At 65.9% G+C, this 2978-nt stretch carries 4 protein-coding genes and 1 pseudogene; 2 read left to right on the top strand and 3 right to left on the bottom strand.

Translation table 11 applies throughout. The features are described 5' to 3' along the window. From RMO18_RS19435 to RMO18_RS19425, 3 genes and pseudogenes are all read right to left on the bottom strand, one after another. Window positions 1-330 (bottom strand): annotated as a pseudogene (locus RMO18_RS19435) (molybdate ABC transporter permease subunit); the annotation flags it as partial. Then, a complete protein-coding gene (gene modA / locus RMO18_RS19430; RefSeq protein ID WP_309668171.1) occupies window positions 327-1118 on the bottom strand; it encodes a molybdate ABC transporter substrate-binding protein in 792 nt (263 codons plus the stop codon). The gene modA and the pseudogene RMO18_RS19435, both read right to left, overlap by 4 nt. A 29-nt stretch (window positions 1119-1147) precedes the next feature. Further along, window positions 1148-1510, bottom strand: a complete 363-nt coding sequence (locus RMO18_RS19425; RefSeq protein ID WP_309668170.1) for a LysR family transcriptional regulator — start codon at window positions 1508-1510, stop codon at window positions 1148-1150. Between the two features lie 139 nt (window positions 1511-1649). On the opposite strand from RMO18_RS19425, the gene RMO18_RS19420 reads away from it, so the two are divergent. Continuing rightward, window positions 1650-2435: a ThuA domain-containing protein gene (locus RMO18_RS19420; protein ID WP_309668169.1), complete on the top strand. Its 786-nt coding sequence runs from the start codon at window positions 1650-1652 to the stop codon at window positions 2433-2435. Continuing rightward, a partial coding sequence (locus RMO18_RS19415) for a Gfo/Idh/MocA family oxidoreductase (RefSeq protein ID WP_309668168.1) occupies window positions 2435-2978 on the top strand: 544 nt, incomplete at its 3' end. The genes RMO18_RS19420 and RMO18_RS19415, both read left to right, overlap by 1 nt.

Raw genomic sequence — 2978 nt, 5'->3', positions numbered from 1 at the left:
CACCATCAGCGGAAAGGCCATCACCGCGGCGGCAAGTGCGGCCCCGGTCCAGCGAAACGCCAGCGTGACGCCAAACCAGTCGAACAGCAGCGCCCCTACCGGCCCATTGCGGCCAAAGGCCAGCAGCAGCAGGTATCCGGTAACGACCGGCGGCAGGATCAGCGGCAGGTGGATCAGCCCGTTCAGCAAGGCCTTGCCCGGAAACCGCCACCGCGCCAGCGCATAGGCCGCCAGAACACCGAACGGCAGGCTCAGCATCATCGCCCAGACCGACACGCGCAGCGACAACGCCAGCGCCTGCCATTCCTCCGCCGTCAGCCAATCGCTCAAGGCGCGGCCAACAGGGTAAAGCCCTGCGCGGCAAACACCGACCGCGCGGCATCGCTGCCAAGGTAGGTCAGAAACGCCTCCGCCTCGGGCACGGCGCCGCTGGTAGCGATCACCGCGCCGGGATACCGGATCGGACTGTGGCTGGTTTCAGGAAAGCTTGCCACAACCGAGACATGCGCCTGATCGGCAATCGCGTCCGAGGCATAGACAATCCCCAGCGGCGCCTCGCCCAGCGCCACCAGTTGCAACGCGATGCGGACGTTTTCAGACTGCGCGAGGCTGTCCTTGACGCTGTCCCACAGGCCAAGCGTGATCAGCGCCTGCTTGCCATACTGGCCCGCCGGCACCGCATCAACCAGCGCCATCGACAGCCTTCCACCGCCCAGAAGCCCCGCCAGATCAAGGTTCTGGTCAAGCGTCACCGGGGCCGCGCCATTGCCATGCGCGATCAACACCAGCCGGTTGCCCACCACATCCCGCCGGGTTTCCGGGCGGATCAGGCCCTCGTCCTGTACCGCGTCCATCCACTCCTCCGCCGCAGAAATATACACATCTGCCGGCGCCCCGGCGATGATCTGGCGGGCCAATGCCGCACTGCCGCCATAGGCGATCACCGCGCTGTTGCCGGTGCCCGCCTGCCAATCGGCGGCAATCTCATCCAGCGCGGTTTTCAGGCTGGCGGCCGCAAACACCGTGATCTCGCCCGCCTGCACAGGCAGCCCGACCATCAGCGACAAAACCACGGCGCGCAGCAGCATCTTGACCCTCCGATATGTCTGGCCAAACATATCAGGCGCGCTGCCCGGTCTGGCAAGCGTTATTTCCCATCGGACATATCCTTGAGCAGCCCCGCAATCACCGCCACATCGTCAGCCGATGCCGCCACAGTGCGCGCCACCATCGACTGATAGGCCGCCAGCACCGCCTCGCCGCCTTCGGTCAACGCCGCCCCGCCGCCGCCCGCGCCACCCCGAACGCTGGCCACCAGCGGCGCGCGAAACGCCGCGTTCATCTCCTCCACCAGACCCCAGGCGCGCTTGTAACTCATCCCCATCGCCCGCCCTGCCGCCGAAATCGACCCGCTCTCGCGGATCCGCGCCAGCAGTTCGGCCTTGCCCGGCCCCAGCACCAGCTGGTTTCCAAACAGCAATCGCAAACGCAATGAGGCGGGCTGGGTCATCCCCCTACGATCCCCGCTTGCGGCCCCGCTGGCAAGGTCCAACCTCAGCGCAAGGTTTTCCGCCGATGCGGTGGTGTTTCGATTTTGCCCGGTCTACGATCCCACAAAACAAGGCGCGTCGCGCAAGAAGGAGGCTCAAATGACCATCCGCGTCACTGTCTGGGGCGAAAACGTCCACGAGCGAAAGAACAAGGTGGTGGCCGAGGTCTACCCCCTCACCATGCATGGCACCATCGCCGCCGCCCTGAACGCGGCTGGCGGAATCAGCGCCAGCACCGTCACCCTGCAGGATGCCGAACATGGGCTGACGGTGGAAAAGCTGGCCGAAACCGACGTGCTGATATGGTGGGGCCATGCCGCGCACGGCGATGTGGACGACAAGATCGTCGACCGCGTCTGCGATGCGGTCTGGGGCGGCATGGGCATCATCTTCCTGCATTCGGCGCATTTCTCCAAACCCTTCAAACGCCTGATGGGTGCGCCCTGCAACCTCACCTGGCGCGAGGCGGGCGAGCGTGAGCGGCTTTGGGTCACCAGCCGCAACCACCCGATCGCCGCCGGCATCCCCGACCATTTCGAACTGGAAAACGAAGAGATGTATGGCGAGCCGTTCGGCGTGCCCGAACCGCTGGAAACCGTCTTCATCAGCTGGTTTCAGGGCGGCGAGGTGTTCCGCTCGGGCCTGACCTATAAGCGCGGTGCGGGCAATGTGTTCTACTTCCGCCCCGGCCATGAAACCTACCCCACCTATCACCAGCCCCTCGTGCAACGGGTGATCGCCAACGCGGTCGCTTGGGCGCACAACCCGGCGGCCCGGATCGCCAACCCGAACGACGCGCCAAACGTCCCGGTGGCCACTGCACTGGAACCGATCACCGAACGCGGCCCGCGCCTGCACCATGACGGCGAAGCGGGGTACCGCTGATGCAGCCGATCCGTCTTCTGATCCTTGGCACCGGCGGCATGGCGAAAAGCCATGTCGAAGGCTTCCGTGCCATTCCCGGCGTCACCATCGTCGCTGGCGTCGATACCCGGCCCGAACAACTGGCGGCGTTTCTGGCCCAGCACGGCATCCCGCAGGGCTTTGCCTCGCTTGAGGCCGCGCTGGAATGGGGCGCGTTCGACGCGGTGACCAACGTCACCCCCGACGCGGTGCATTGCGCCACCACCATGCCGGTGCTGGCCGCCGGCAAACATATCTTATGCGAAAAGCCGCTCGCCACCAACGCCGCCCATGCCGCCGAAATGGCAGCGGCGGCGGCAAAGGCGGGCGTCGTCAACATGGTCAACCTCACTTACCGCAACGTCGCCGCCATGCAGAAGGGCGCGCAAATGGTGCGCGACGGGGCCGTCGGCGCCATCCGGCATTTCGAGGCGTCGTACTTGCAAAGCTGGCTGACCCAGCCCGCCTGGGGTCACTGGGACAAGGAATCGCAGTGGCTCTGGCGTCTGTCCACCGCGCATGGAT

This window comes from Tabrizicola sp. (assembly GCF_031377265.1).
Classification (GTDB): domain Bacteria; phylum Pseudomonadota; class Alphaproteobacteria; order Rhodobacterales; family Rhodobacteraceae; genus JAUYQR01.
Note: the sequence above shows the minus strand (reverse complement) of the source record. Positions and strands in the feature narration are given on the sequence as shown.

Bases quoted from the DNA above. Each gene is read 5' to 3' on its own strand.
- modA (WP_309668171.1), bottom strand. From the start codon at position 1,118: ATGTTTGGCCAGACATATCGGAGGGTCAAGATGCTGCTGCGCGCCGTG.
- RMO18_RS19425 (WP_309668170.1), bottom strand. From the start codon at position 1,510: ATGACCCAGCCCGCCTCATTGCGTTTGCGATTGCTGTTTGGAAACCAG.
- RMO18_RS19420 (WP_309668169.1), top strand. From the start codon at position 1,650: ATGACCATCCGCGTCACTGTCTGGGGCGAAAACGTCCACGAGCGAAAG.